The sequence below is a fragment of the Nocardia pseudobrasiliensis NBRC 108224 genome (assembly GCF_001613105.1).
Classification (GTDB): Bacteria; Actinomycetota; Actinomycetes; order Mycobacteriales; family Mycobacteriaceae; genus Nocardia; species Nocardia pseudobrasiliensis.
In genome coordinates this window covers 242553-254991 of record NZ_BDBS01000004.1, presented here as the reverse complement: position 1 = coordinate 254991, position 12439 = coordinate 242553, and the positions used below count along the sequence as shown (strand labels likewise).

General features: G+C 67.7%; 8 protein-coding genes and 1 pseudogene. 2 read left to right on the top strand and 7 right to left on the bottom strand.

Annotated elements, in window-relative coordinates; all coding sequences use genetic code 11:
- Positions 1-97: 97 nt before the first annotated feature.
- From NP4_RS06055 to NP4_RS06035, 5 genes and pseudogenes are all read right to left on the bottom strand, one after another.
- Positions 98-745: a response regulator gene (locus tag NP4_RS06055; RefSeq protein WP_067993101.1), complete on the bottom strand. Its 648-nt coding sequence runs from the start codon at positions 743-745 to the stop codon at positions 98-100.
- Between the two features lie 95 nt (positions 746-840).
- On the bottom strand, positions 841-1842 hold the full coding sequence (locus tag NP4_RS06050) for an Acg family FMN-binding oxidoreductase (RefSeq protein ID WP_067993098.1): 1002 nt from the start codon (positions 1840-1842) through the stop codon (positions 841-843).
- An 84-nt stretch (positions 1843-1926) separates the two neighbouring features.
- A complete protein-coding gene (locus NP4_RS43155) occupies positions 1927-2805 on the bottom strand; it encodes a DUF302 domain-containing protein (protein WP_307596454.1) in 879 nt (292 codons plus the stop codon).
- Positions 2806-2818: 13 nt separating this feature from the next.
- The gene (locus NP4_RS06040; RefSeq protein WP_067993094.1) at positions 2819-3331 is read right to left on the bottom strand and encodes a flavodoxin domain-containing protein; all 513 of its coding nucleotides are present in this window, start codon (positions 3329-3331) and stop codon (positions 2819-2821) included.
- A gap of 111 nt (positions 3332-3442) precedes the next feature.
- Positions 3443-5068, bottom strand: a pseudogene (locus tag NP4_RS06035) (sensor histidine kinase).
- A gap of 383 nt (positions 5069-5451) precedes the next feature.
- Here NP4_RS06035 and NP4_RS06030 point away from each other — a divergent pair.
- Positions 5452-6396, top strand: a complete 945-nt coding sequence (locus NP4_RS06030; protein ID WP_067993091.1) for a 1-phosphofructokinase family hexose kinase — start codon at positions 5452-5454, stop codon at positions 6394-6396.
- Between the two features lie 141 nt (positions 6397-6537).
- Complete coding sequence (locus NP4_RS06025; RefSeq protein ID WP_067993088.1) at positions 6538-7887, top strand: wax ester/triacylglycerol synthase family O-acyltransferase; 1350 nt, start codon at positions 6538-6540, stop codon at positions 7885-7887.
- 513 nt (positions 7888-8400) lie between these two features.
- Here the strand turns inward: NP4_RS06025 and NP4_RS06020 are convergent.
- Together NP4_RS06020 and mgtA are read right to left on the bottom strand one after the other, a co-directional pair.
- Complete coding sequence (locus tag NP4_RS06020) at positions 8401-9858, bottom strand: bifunctional aminoglycoside phosphotransferase/ATP-binding protein (protein ID WP_082875588.1); 1458 nt, start codon at positions 9856-9858, stop codon at positions 8401-8403.
- 15 nt (positions 9859-9873) lie between these two features.
- On the bottom strand, positions 9874-12438 hold the full coding sequence (gene mgtA, locus NP4_RS06015; protein WP_067993085.1) for a magnesium-translocating P-type ATPase: 2565 nt from the start codon (positions 12436-12438) through the stop codon (positions 9874-9876).
- Position 12439 lies beyond the last annotated feature (1 nt).

Sequence of the window (12439 nt, the reverse complement as noted above, 5' to 3'; positions counted from 1 at the left end):
GTGTGAAGCATTGGTGTGCAATCAGATTCGCCGATGGCGGGCCGGGGGGCGACGGCCGAAGGTCCCTGATACCGGGGACGTCGGCCTCGGGCCGGGATCAGTGCGGGCGTTGCTGTTCGGAGCGGAGTTTGGACGCGTAGACCGCGGCCTGGGTGCGACGTTCCATGCCGAGTTTGGTCAGCAGGCGCGACACGTAATTCTTGATCGTCTTCTCCGCCAGGAACATTCGCTGGGCGATCTGGCGGTTGGTGAGTCCTTCACCGAGCAGGTCGAGCAGGGTGCGTTCCTGGTCGGTGAGGGTCGCCAGTGGTCCGCCGGGTTCGGTGTTGCGGCGTAGGCGGTCCATCAGCGCGGCGGCGGCGCGATTGTCCAGCAGGGAGCGGCCGGATCCGACGGCTTTGATGGCCGCGGCCAGTTCCATGCCTTTGATGTCTTTGACGACGTAGCCGCTGGCCCCGGCGAGGATGGCGTCGAGCATGGCCTGTTCGTCGGTGAAGGATGTGAGGATGAGGCAGCGCAGCTCCTCGTTGTGCGAGAGCAGCTCGCGGCACAGTTCGATGCCGTTGCCGTCGGGTAGTCGTACGTCGAGGACGGCGACGTCGGGTCGCAGGGCGGGAATGCGGGCCAGCGCCTGGGAGACGTCGCCGGCTTCGCCGACGACGGTGAGCTCCGGGTCGGCCTCGAGCAGGTCGGTGAGACCACGACGAACGATCTCGTGGTCGTCGACCAAGAACACCTTGATCATGGGGTGGTGTCCAATCCGATAGCAGGGGTGAGATCACCATAGGTCCACAACGAACCCCGAGGTATGGCCGAAAGTCCCTTATCCGCCGCGACGATTCAGTTACCGCGGCATTCCAGGACGTCGGTGATCGGTCGGCGCGGGGTCGGCGGCAGCTCCTCGCGGTCGGGGGCGGTGCCGATGCGGATCACGACCTGCGGGACCGTGCCGTGCGGCAACAGGGACGCCACCGTGCGGCGACCGGCGGCCAATTCGGTGATGTGGGTGATCGGGCAGGTCGCCAAACCCGCCGCGGTGCATTCGAGCAGGACCGCCGACAGGGCCTCACCGGTGCGCAGCCACCGCAGCGGAGTGTCGTCGTAGGAGCTGAGCACGGTGAGCCGGGCCTGGTCGGTGGTCTCGGCGCGGCGGGCGGAATGTGGTGCGGACGGGAAGTTCCGCGCGACGCCGACGCGCGCCTGCTCGGCGTCGGACACCAGCGCGCTCGGGGGGATTCCCTCCGGGGTGTCGGGATGCCCTGCCCACCACTGCAATTCGTGCTGGTACATCATATCGTGGCGGCGGGCCGCGTCCGCGTGCTCGGAGACCGCCGCGAGCCGTCGGCGCGCCTGCTCGCCGAGGACGTCGAATTCCAGATCGTGGGGTGTGACCAGGTAACGCAGTTTCGACACGATATCGACCCAGTGCTCGGGCGGGTCCATGGGCAGCCGGTCGGTGTAGCGGTGGTCGATCGCCTCCGCGCGGACGCCGATGCCGCCGGGTGGGTCGGGCCAGCGACGAAACTCGATGCGCGCCAGATAGTCCGGCTGCCCGAGATCGGGCAGCCGCTCGGTGTCGGTGTGCCAACCGTGGGCGGCGAAGGCGGTACGCGCGTGGTGCAGCACGGCGCCGCAGCTGATGGTGCGCTGGCGGCCGTACGGATCGGTGGCGGGCAGCATGCGATCCGGGTCGGCGTACAGGTGCAGCCGGGTACCGTCGAATACCCAGTGCCACGGCTGGGTGTTGTGCACCGAGGGCGCGCGGACGGCCAGCCGCATGACCGCGAGCAATGTCCGATGGTCGGGTACAGCCGTGGCGGTCATGTGGTCGCTTGTCGTCATGATTCGAGCATCACCGACGGGGCCCGGTGCGTACTACGGCCTTCGGGCTCGTACCACCGGGCCGATGGTCACTTGCCCGGCAAATCACCGCGCGTCCGATCCCGCGGAGCGCAGGCGGTCGAGCGCGGCGAGCAGAAGTCGGTGTGCCTGTTCGGCGATCTCGGCCAGATCGGGTTGTTGGATCACCTGCGGGAGCACTCGCGGATCCGCGGTTTCCACCATGGTCGTGGGGCGGGTCGCACGGATCACGACATTGCACGGCAGCAGCAGTCCCGCTCGCGGGTCGGCGCGCAGGGCGCGTGCGGCGAGCCCCGGATTGCAGACGCCGAGGATGAGGTAGCGGTCGATGTCCTCTCCCAGCTTCTCGCGCAGAATCGCCTGAACATCCATCTCGGTGAGGATCCCGAAACCCTGGTCGGACAACGCTTCTCTGGTCGACCGCACGACCTCGTCGAACGGGTCGGTCAGTTCGACGGCCAGCGCCAGCGGCGGGGTGACCGGAATGCGGACCTCGGTGATCAAGCGTCCCGGATCGGTCACTTCGTCGGGGCCCACCAGATACACCTCGGTCGCCCGGCCGATCGGCCGGTATCCGGATTCGCGCATCCACTGTTCGAGGGCGAGATACGCCGAGGGTAGTCCGCCGTAGCCGCCACGATGGCAGGTGCGGGCCACCAGGGCCGCGGGAGCGATGGTCACCTCCGCGCCGGAGGCGGGACCGAGCATGGTTCCCGGTTCGACGGGAATTTCGAAGTCCACCAGAATCGCGTCGTCCGTGGCCGGTTCGTCGCGGTAGCAGATGGCAGGAGAGCCGGACGCGGTGAGTCCGGCGCGGCGCACCGCCGCGCCCAGGGCGCGCATGCCGCTGCTGAGATCCTCGCCGAGCCGGTCCGTGCGAATCTGACGTGGCACTCGAAGGATCGCCTGTGGGACGGCTTCGCAGACATCCACCCGGTAGTTCATCGCGTAGTCCTGTTCAGTGTGGTTGTGGGGTGAGCTGGGCGACGATGCCCGCGGCCCAGGCGCAGATCTGGCCGCGGTTGCGATAGTCGCCCGCCACCTTCCTGGCCATCGCGGCGGCGGGGAAACCGCGAGCATCGGAGGCGAGACGGCCGCCGAAGATGACGAAATCGCGGGCGCCGACGCGTTCGGCGACCTTGCGAACGGCCTTGTCGCCGAGGATCTTCGGTGGGTTGGGTTCGTCGAGTGAGTGATCGAGGGGGCCGCTGCCGAAAAGCCATACTGGGCGTTGGCGCAGTTGTTTGCCGAAGCGGCGGGCGAAGCCGCGTGCGTGGCGATGCCAGCGTCCGGCGTAGAGCGCGCCGCCCAGCACGACTGCGGTGTATCCGTCGAGTGAGCGGATGTCGTGGGCGTCGGCGACCTCGACGGGGATGTGGGCCGCCCGCAGTTCTTCGGCGATCCAGTGCGCGATCTCGGCGGTGCCGCCGCGCTGGGAACCGTAGGCGACCAGAACCGGTGACTGGGTCATGGTGAATCTCCCGATACGAGATGGGGTGGTAACGATTCACCGTCTCAGTGGTGGAGATTCGGCAGTAGAGGCGTTCGGTTCCGACGCCTGGGCCTTAGGTCAGGTACGAGTTCACGCCAGCGGAGCGGTCCACCGCACCCGGGTCCCGGGGCCCAACGGCCCGGCGGTCGTCGCGGTTGTCAGGGAGTATGAGCCCTTGCGTTGTTCGGCTCGGCTGGCCAAATTGTTCAGGCCGCTCGGAGTCAGGTTGGACGGAACCCCGCGTCCGTTGTCCTCCACCACCACGTCGACATCGTCGGCGATGGTGATCGAGATCATGAGCGTGTCCGCGCCGGAGTGCCGTACGGCATTGGTGACCGCTTCGCGCACAACGGCTTCCACGTGATCGGCCAGTTCGCCGTCGAGTACCGACAGCGGGCCGCTGATGCGCAGCGAGGTCCCGATCGCGGTGTCGGCGGTCGGTTGGTGGACTGCGTCTTCGATGCGCTGCCGCAATCAGGTGATGCGTCCGTCGCCGCCGTGCAGATCGAAGATCGAGGTGCGGATCTCCTGCACGACGTCCTGCAGCTGGTCGACCGCGTCGGAGATGCGTTCGCGCACTTCGGGTCTGCGACTGCGGGGAATAGTGCCCTGTAGAGTCATGCCGATCGCGAACAGTCGCTGGATGACGTGATCATGCAAGTCGCGAGCGATGCGGTCGCGGTCGCTGAGGACGCCGAGTTCGCGCATCTGTTCCTGGGCGGCGGCGAGCTGCATCGCCAGTGCGACCTGGGCGGCGAATGCCGTTGTCAGTTCGAGGATTTCGTCATCGTAGGGCGGCTGCTCGGGTGGACGGGCCGCGACCAGCAGGCCCCGGGTGGCCTCGGCGGTGCGCAGCGGCAGCAGCAGAACCGGCCCGACGGTGGGGAGCTGTTCGGTCAGGCCCGCCGCATCGGGCGTGGGGAAGCGCTGTGCGGAACGTGTGTGGAACGCGGCGGCGATCGGGGTACCGAAGATGGGCAGTTCCTGCTGGGCAAGGTTGTCGCAGGGGCCGTCGCATCGGGTGATCCGCAGCGCCGCCGCATCGTCGACAGGTATTTCCGGATCGATCGGTTCGGCGAGGAACGCTTGCTCGGAGCCGGTGAGGCGGCGGGCGTGTTCGACCAGGTGTGCCAGGACCTCGGTGGAATCGGTGCCGGCGAGGAATTCGGTGGTGATATCGCGGGTCGCGGCGATCCAGGCCTGTCGACGTCGGGCCGATTCGTAGAGTCGAGCGTTGTCGATGGCGACTCCGGCCGCGGCGGCGAGGGCTTTGACGAGGATCTCGTCTTCGTCGGTGAACAGCTGTCCGTCGAATTTCTCGGTGAGGTACAGGTTTCCGTACACCTCGTCGCGGATGCGAATCGGTACGCCCAGGAAGGTGCACATCGGGGGATGGTTGGGCGGGAAGCCGACCGAGGCCGGATGGTCGGCGATATTGTCCAGGCGGATCGGTTTGGGTTCGTCGATGAGGACCCCGAGCACGCCGCGGCCTTGCGGCAGGTCGCCGATGTGGGCGCGCATGGCGTCGTCGATGCCCTCGTAGACGAACTGGACCAGTTCGTGGTCGAGGCCGCGCACCCCTAGTGCGCCGTAGTCGCTGCCGACCAGGGTGATGGCGGTGTGCACGATGGTGCGCAACGTTTCGTCCAGTTCCAGTCCGGCGGTGACGGTGAGCATCGCCTCGACGAGACCGTCCATCCGGTCGCGGGCATCCATGATCTGGTCGATCCGGTCCCTGACCTCGCCGAGTAGTTCCCTGAGTCGCAGCTGGGACAGGGTTTCGCGGACGGAATAGGCGTCACTGTGGGTGTGGTCGGTCACCGGATGGCCTCCTTCGTCTCGGCTGGCCTGTCCGCGAGTCGCAACCGTGGGACTCAGGAGGGCGAACCAATCCTATGCGCTTGTTCCTGCGCGGCAGAAGAGATCGAGGAGGCGGCGCAAGAGGCTAAGGTCTGTGGTTTGTCCGGATTTGTCGATCGGGGGCGGTTCAGGGGACTTCCGTCCCATCGCGTGCGACGGCGTGCCCTATCGCCCGGGGCGTTTGCTGCGTGAAATCGGGGTGGACGGTAGGTCTCGCGCAGAATGGGAAGGCGGCGAACATGTCGATAGTGACATTGACGATGAATCCGGCGGTCGATATCGCCACCAGTACCCCGCGGATAGTACCCACCGACAAGATGCGGTGCGCGGCCCCGCGTTTCGATCCCGGTGGCGGGGGGATCAATGTCGCGCGCACGGTGGCCGCGCTGGGCGAACCGGTGACGGCGTTGTTTCCGGCGGGCGGGGTGACGGGTCGTCTGCTCGAGCAGCTGGTGGACGAGGCGGGTATCCCGATGCGCCTGGTGCCCGTCGCGGGACAGACCCGGGAGAACATGTCGGTGACCGATCTGGCGTCGGGTGCGCAGTATCGGTTCGTGTTTCCGGGAGTGTCGCTCGATGACTCCGAGCAGCGACGCTGTCTGTCCGAGGTTGAGGAGATCTCTTGGGGCGCACAGCTTCTCGTGGTCAGTGGGAGCTTGCCGCCGGGTGTGCGCCCGGACTTCTATCAGCGTCTGGCGGATCGGGCGGGGGAGTGGGGGGTGCGGCTGGTGGTCGATACGTCCGGCCCGGCGCTGAGCGCTCTGCGAAGCGGAGTCCATCTACTGAAACCGAGCCTGCGGGAATTGAGTGAGTGCGTCGGACGTCGGCTGGCCGAGCCGGACGAGCAGGTCGCCGCCGCACGCCAATTGATCGCCGAGGGCGTGACGAATATCGTGGTCGTCTCGCTCGGCGCCGAGGGAGCGCTGGCAGTGACCGCGGAGTCGGCGCGATGGTTCACCCCGATCCGGGAGCCGGTCATCAGTGGTATCGGAGCCGGTGATGCGATGGTCGGCGGTATCGCCGTGGGTCTGTCGCGCGAACTCGAACTCGCCGACGCGGTGCGACTGGGCATCGCGGCCGCGACCGCGGCACTGGGCACACCGGGCACCGCGCCGGGGCGGCCGGAACACATGGCCGAGCTGTACGAGGAACTCACCTCTCGCGCCACGGTGGCGGGCGGCTGACGGAGGTGCCGAACGTCGTTGCGGGCGAGGACCTGTGGATCTCGCGGCGAGATGGTGTGGGACCGAGAATGAGGCGATAACAGGCGACAGTTTCCCAGCCGGTGTTCTCGGCGCCGGCGGCTGCCGGAACAGGCGTGGATCATGGCCGAATTGCATCCGCTGGATACGGGTTTCATCGAATTGGAAGATTCCGACCGGCATATCAGCCTGGGGATCGGCGCGGTGGCGATCGTCGCCGGAGAGCCGCCCACGCGAGACGAGTTCACGGCCGCGTTGGCCGCGGGTTTGCGGCGCAATCCGCGCCTTCGTCAGCGGGTCCGCCGCGCACCCTGGGACCTGACCGCGCCCGTGTGGGAGGACGATCCGAATTTCGATCTGGCACACCACATTCGATGGAAGGCGCTGCCGCGTCCCGCCGACGAGGAGTCGTTGCGGGAACTGGTGGCCGAGGAACTCGCCGAACGATTCGATCGCGACCATCCGCTGTGGGAATGCCTGGTGGTGGACAATCTTGCCGGGGACCGGTGGGCGGTGCTGGTGCGCGCGCACCACTGCATGGTGGACGGCATTTCCGGGGTCACCCTGTTCGAGAACTTCTGTGATCGGGTGGCCGGAGACGGTCCGGTGCTGGCGTCCGAAAGGCCCGCCCGACCCGGTCTCGCCGATCTGGCCGTACGTGCGGCCAGGTTGCCGCTGGACGCACCACGACTCGCGGTCTCCATGCTGCGCGCGCTGGCGCCGGTGCTCTATGCCGCCGCGCGCCCGGCCGCCGGATCCTCGTTCAACGGTCCGATCGGTCGGCAGCGCCGATACGCCGTCGCTCGCGCGACGCTGCCGCAGATCCGCGAGATTCGAGAAGCCTTCGGCGTGACCGTCAACGATGTCGCCGTCGCGGCGGTGGCGTCGGCCTATCGCGCCGTGCTGCTGCGCCGCGACGAGCAACCCGCGCACGGCACGGTGCGCGTGCTCATACCGGTCTCGATGCGCACGGCGGAGGCGAAAGATGTTTTGGACAACCGGGTTTCGGCGCTGCTGCCGATCCTTCCGGTCGAGGTGGCCGATCCGCTGGAGCGGCTGACCGCGGTACATGAGCAGATCTCGGTGCACCGGTCGCGCGGTGAAGCCGACGCGCAGCGCTCGCTGTTGTCGCTGGCGACCCTGTTGCCGTCCGCGATGGTGGCGTGGACCTTCCGGCTGGCATCGCACTATCCCCAGCACACGGTGAGCGCCCTGGCGACCAATGTGCCCGGCCCGCGCCATCCGCTGACCATGCACGGGCGCGAGGTCCTCGAGATCCTGCCCTGCATCCCGATCGCCATGCGGCTGCGCACGACGATCGCCATCCTGAGCTACGCCGATCGGCTGGTGTTCGGGATCACCGGCGACTACGACAGCACCCCGGATATCGATCTACTCGCCGAGGGGATCGAAACCGGTGTCGCCGAACTGCTTTCGCGGTCGCGCTCCGTTGTGCTCAGCGACCGGCCGTGATGCCCTGGGCAGTGCAGGCGGCGCGCAGGGCGCGCAGGGCGTAGTGCCGCCACCATCTCGGCGAGTGTTCGATCGTCTTCGACCAGCAGCACCCGTGGTGGGGCGGCGACTGGAATCGGTACGTGGAATCAGCCCCTTCGACGCCCGAGCATGCGGCGCGCTGCGAGAACCGTCGCACCGAACGCGATTACGGCGGCTCCGGACAGCGCTGCGGATGTGGGCAGCGTGAATGCCATTGTGAGGCAACCGATCAGTCCGTGGGCTGGGATGGCGCGGGGGTGGCCGGTTCTCGTCTGCGGTGAGTGTCCAGGCGGAGGCGTTGGCGATCGCGTAGTACAGCAGCACGCCGAAGGAGGAGAACCCGATCGCGGCGCGCAGATCGGCGGTCGCGGCCGCGACCGCCACGAAGAGGCCGATCCAACCGGGCGGCCGAACCGGTAGATGATCCGTGCGCTTCCACGCAAGCACCCTGTCATCGGCTCGATCCGAGCGCAACGATCAGGAGGGCCGCGATCATATCCGTTGAGCTGTGGACCAGGCTCGCAGTGCGTGGTCGACGGTGGCGGGCAGGGGTTCGGTGGTGTCGAGGACGGTGGCCCGCGGCCACGGGGCGATATCGGCGGCCATGGCGGCGGCGATGGCGGGTGTGGCGTCCGATTCGCTGTCGGTGCGGGCGGCGATGCGTTCGGAGGTCACCGATTGCGGGGCCCGGCACGTGAATTCGAGCAGCTCGGTGTGGGTTTCGGTGGCGAGTTCGGCCGCGCGGCGGCGCTGTGCGGGGTCGGTCCAGCTGGCGTCGAGGATGACCGAACGACCGTGGGCCAGATGGGTGCGGGCCTGGTCGAGCATTGCGGTGTAGACCGCCGCTTTGGCCTGTGGACTGTAGGTTCCGTGGCCGTATTCGCCTGCGGCATCCGGTATTTCGCCGCCCTCGCGGAGCCGGGCGCGGACGTGGTCGCTGGAGATCACGACCGCCCCGGTGGCGGCCGCGAGTTCGGCGGCGACGGTGGACTTTCCCGTTCCGGGCAGCCCGCCGACGAGTGCCAGCCGCACCGCCCCCGCCTCCAGATGTCGCAAGGCGATCTCGGCGTGGCGGATCGCGTGGTCGGCCGATTCGGCCTCCCCCTGTCCGTGGCGGATGCAATTGACCTTGGCGCGCACCACGGCGCGGTAGGCGATGTAGTGGTGGCGCAGTGCGGGCGGCGCGGAATCGTCGGTGCGCGTGCAGTATTCGTCGATCACCTGCGCGGCCGGGTCCGGGTGTCCGAGGAACTCCAGATCCATGGCGAGGAAGGCGATGTCGTCGAGGCGATCGAGGCGGCGCAGATCGTCGTCGAAGTCCAGACAGTCCAGGACGCGGAAGCCGTCGGGTAGGGCGAAGATGTCTCCGGCATGCAGATCACCGTGGCCGTCGACGATGCGTCCGTCGGCGATTCGACTGTCCAGCAGGGGTTTACGGCCGTCGAGGAAACGGTGTACCAGGGTGGTGAGGCGTTTGATGTTCTCGGCGGGGATCGGAGGATCGGTGAGCCCGTCGAACAGCAGCGACCAGCGCTCGCGCAGGGCCTCGACGGTGCCCGCGTGATCCACTTCGGGACCGCGGTCGGCACCGTCGTGGAATCGGGCGAGCATGGCCAGCAGTGACGACAGCGCGGCCCGCGCGCGTTCGGGATCGTCGAGCATGCGGGTGAGCCGGGCGCTGTCGGGCATGCGCCGCATCACCAGCACGGGTTCGCTCGGGCCGCCCTCGGGATCGTCGAGGTGGGACACGCCCAGGTACACGTCCGGGGACAGTCGGCGGTTGAGTTCGAGTTCGCGGGCGATGGCCCGTTCACGACGTTCGAGGGTTGAGAAGTCGAGGAAGTCGGTGAGCACCGGTTTCTTGATCTTGTAGGCGCGCTCACCGCACAGCAGCACCAACCCGATATGGGTTTCCTTCAGATCGGCCCAGGGCATCTCGAGCGAGGTCATGGGTTCAGCATCCTCTCAGCGGCTGAAACGGAACGCGCGGCGATGGATTCGATGTGCCGGGGTACGTACGCGACGGACCGGAACGGGTGGGCGCGCGCGGAAGAACCAGTGTTTGGTGAGCTCGGCCAGAGCGAGATAGAGGGCGATCATGACGGCCAGCGCGAGGAAGAAACCACCGGGCAGGGGCCGGAAGCCGAGATCGCGAGCCATCGGTGTGGCCGGGAGCAGCGCGCCGACGCCGACCGCGGTGAGCGTGGCGACGAGTAGGGCGACGCTGGGTCGGCTGCGGAAGAACGGGCTGCGGCGGGTGCGGATCACGAACAGCACGAGCGTTTGGGTGGCCAGTGATTCGACGAACCAGCCGGTATGGAACAGGACCGCGTCGGCGTGGAACAGCCACAGCATCACGGCGAAGGTGGCGAAGTCGAAGACCGAACTGATCGGGCCGAAGACGAGCATGAAGCGGCGAATCAGGCCGATGTCCCAGCGCGCCGGGCGGGTCAGTTGCTCGCCGTCGACGGTGTCGGTGGGGATGGCGAGTTGGCTGGCGTCGTAGAGCAGGTTGTTGAGCAGGATCTGTGAGGGCAGCATCGGCAGGAACGGGAGAAAGGCCGAAGCGCCCGCGGCGCTGAACATATTGCCGAAGTTGCTCGAGGTCCCCATCAGGACGTATTTGATGGTGTTGGCGAAGATGCGCCTGCCCTCGACCACGCCGTCGGCCAGGACGCCGAGATCCTTTTCCAGCAGGACCACATCGGCGGCGTCCTTGGCGACATCGGTGGCCGAGTCCACGGAGATGCCGACGTCGGCCGCGTGCAGTGCCAGGGCGTCGTTGACGCCGTCACCGAGGAAGGCGACATCGAGTCCGGTGTGGCGCTGAGCGCGCACGATGCGAGCCTTCTGCTCGGGATCGATGCGCGCGAAAGCCCTTGTGGTGGAGAGCGTTTCGGTCAGCGCGCGGTCATCGAGCCGGTCGATGTCGGATCCGGTCAGCGTGTTTCCGGGCGGTAGTCCGAGTTCGGTGCAGACGTGGTCGGCCACGACCGGGTTGTCGCCGGTGACGACCTTGACCGTGATACCGAGATCATGCAGCCGCCGAAGCGCTCGGCGCGCGGTCGCTTTGGGCGGGTCGAGGAATACGAGGATGCCGCGCAGGGTGAGACCGGATTCGTCGTCGGTGTCGAGTGTGCGCAGGCTCGGCGCCGGGCGGGTCGCGACGGCGACGACCCGGTGGCCCGCGGCGAATTCGGCCTCGAGCGTGGCCGCCGCGGTCGGCGTCACCTCCGCACAGCGAGCGAGCACCGCCTCGGGCGCGCCTTTGGCGATGACGATGCGGTCGCCGCCGGGTTGGTCGACCAGGACCGAGACCATACGGCGGTTGTGGTCGAAGGGAAGTGTGGCTATTCGCGAAAACGACTGTGCCGCGGCGGGTAACGCCGCTGTCGATTCCCAGAGCGCGGTGTCGAGCCGATCGCCGCCGGTCAACTGCCCATCCTGCACGGCAATGTCGGTGGCGGCCATGCCGAGCACCAGCACCGTGTCATCCGAGGTACCGTCCGGATCGAGTGCGCGCATGAATTCGATGCGCCCGTCGGTGAGAGTGCCGGTCTTGTCGGTGAACAGCACCTCGATATCGCCGAGGTCCTCGATGCACACCATCCGCTTCACCAGCACCTTGCGCCGGGCCAGCCGCCGGGATCCGGCGGCGAGACTGGTGGAGACCACCGCGGGCAGCAGCTGCGGGGAGATCCCGACCGCGATCGCCAGGGAAAACAGCAACGCGTCCAGAATCGGTCGGTGCGCAACCACATTGACCACGAAGATGCCCGCGGTGAGCGTGGCGGCGACATAGACCAGCAGCATCGAGAATTTGCGCAGCCCGATCTGGAATTCGGTATCGGGCTGGCGCTGTCCGAGCCCGAGTGCGATCCTGCCGAACGCGGTCGCGCCGCCGGTGGCGATGACGACGCCGCGGGCGTGGCCCGCACTGACCACGGTGCCCATCAGAGCGCAGCCGTCGACGCAGGACTTCTCCACCGGTTCGGATTCTCCGGTCAGCACGGATTCATCGCAGTGCAGCCCGTTGCCCGACAGTAGTCGGATATCGGCGGGCACGAGTTCGCCCGGACGTAGTTCGACGATATCGCCGGGCACCAGCCGGACCAGATCCAGTGACCGGCGGCGTCCGTCGCGAATCACGGTGACGGTGTGGTGGATTCGCTCGTGCATGGCCTCGGCGGCGCGCTCGGCCCGATATTCGTTGACGGTGCCGAGGCCGACCGAGACGAGCAGGATGGTTGCGATGACGACCGCGTCGGAACGTTCGGCCAGAAAGAACGAGACGCTCGCGGTCACCGCGAGCAACAGCAGCAGCGGTGAGCGCAGCTGGCGCAGGAGGACCGGCAGGAGTCGGGCTCGGTGGGTGCGAACCGCATTGGGTCCGATCGCCCGCAAGCGCCGATCCCCTTCCGCGGTGCTGAGACCTCTCGCCGTGGTTGCCAGGGCATGGAGAACCGCGTCTTCCGTTCGACCGCTCGCGGTCGAGACGGTCAGTGGCGTGACCGCTTCATCGACTGGCATC

What these genes read in the sequence shown, in the direction of transcription:
- mgtA (WP_067993085.1), bottom strand. Translation starts at nt 12,438, where the DNA reads ATGCCAGTCGATGAAGCGGTCACGCCACTGACCGTCTCGACCGCGAGC.
- NP4_RS06030 (WP_067993091.1), top strand. Translation starts at nt 5,452, where the DNA reads ATGTCGATAGTGACATTGACGATGAATCCGGCGGTCGATATCGCCACC.
- NP4_RS06040 (WP_067993094.1), bottom strand. Translation starts at nt 3,331, where the DNA reads ATGACCCAGTCACCGGTTCTGGTCGCCTACGGTTCCCAGCGCGGCGGC.
- NP4_RS06055 (WP_067993101.1), bottom strand. Translation starts at nt 745, where the DNA reads ATGATCAAGGTGTTCTTGGTCGACGACCACGAGATCGTTCGTCGTGGT.
- NP4_RS06025 (WP_067993088.1), top strand. Translation starts at nt 6,538, where the DNA reads ATGGCCGAATTGCATCCGCTGGATACGGGTTTCATCGAATTGGAAGAT.
- NP4_RS06050 (WP_067993098.1), bottom strand. Translation starts at nt 1,842, where the DNA reads ATGACGACAAGCGACCACATGACCGCCACGGCTGTACCCGACCATCGG.
- NP4_RS43155 (WP_307596454.1), bottom strand. Translation starts at nt 2,805, where the DNA reads ATGAACTACCGGGTGGATGTCTGCGAAGCCGTCCCACAGGCGATCCTT.
- NP4_RS06020 (WP_082875588.1), bottom strand. Translation starts at nt 9,858, where the DNA reads ATGACCTCGCTCGAGATGCCCTGGGCCGATCTGAAGGAAACCCATATC.